Genomic DNA, 883 nt, shown 5'->3' on the forward strand with positions numbered 1-883 from the left:
TACGGCGTGTCGTCAGTTAAACCCTGATGATGGCGAATGAGGGTTGTACTTTCTGGCTGCCTGTGCTGACTGTTTTCCCGGGCTTTGGGGGGACAAACGTATGCGGCGATATGGTTTGCGCGATGACCAGTGGGAGCGGATAAAAGATCTTCTCCCCGGTCGTGAAGGTCATGTCGGCGGCACGGCTGCGGACAACCGTCTGTTCGTGGAAGCCGTGCTGTATCGTTATCGCGCGGGCATTCCATGGGCGGGCATTCCATGGCGTGACCTTCCTCCCCGTTTCGGAGACTGGAAAAATATACACCGGTGTCTGCGCCGCTGGTGCGAAAGCGGTGTTATCGAAAGGATCTTTCATCATCTGGCCGCTGATCACGACAACGAATACATGATGATCGACAGCACCATTGTCCGGGCACATCAGCACAGCGCCGGAGCCCTCAAAAAGGGGGGGGCGGATCAGGCTATCGGGCGATCCCGGGGCGTGTTGACCACAAAGATCCATGCCATCTGTGATGCTCTGGGCAACCCGGCAGAACTCGATATCACACCGGGTCAGGATGCCGATATTACTCAGGCAGAGCCCCTTCTGGAAAGCATCGACCCGGATGCCTTCCTTGCCGACAAGGCATATGACGCGGACCAGTTGATTGACCGGCTGACAGAGCGCGGGATTACCCCTGTCATTCCATCAAAACGCAACAGAACGACACAACGGGAAACGGACTTCGCCCTTTACAGGGAGCGTAATCTTGTCGAGAGGTTTTTCAATAAACTCAAACAGTTCCGCGCTATCGCAACCCGATACGACAAACTGAAATCAACTTCCTCGCAGCCGTTCAGTTCGTCTCAATCATCATCCTGCTTAACTGACGACACGCCGTAG

1 protein-coding gene is annotated in these 883 nt (G+C 55.3%); it reads left to right on the forward strand.

The window, feature by feature from the left end; genetic code table 11:
* The first annotated feature begins 100 nt into the window (after positions 1–100).
* Positions 101–870 (forward strand): IS5 family transposase gene (locus GOB90_RS18725; RefSeq protein ID WP_242012175.1). Its coding sequence is split into 2 segments (ribosomal slippage): positions 101–821 and positions 821–870, totalling 771 coding nucleotides; the frame shifts between segments, so codons are not numbered across the junction.
* Positions 871–883: the final 13 nt, after the last annotated feature.

It is taken from the genome of Acetobacter oeni (assembly GCF_011516825.1).
Classification (GTDB): Bacteria; Pseudomonadota; Alphaproteobacteria; order Acetobacterales; family Acetobacteraceae; genus Acetobacter; species Acetobacter oeni.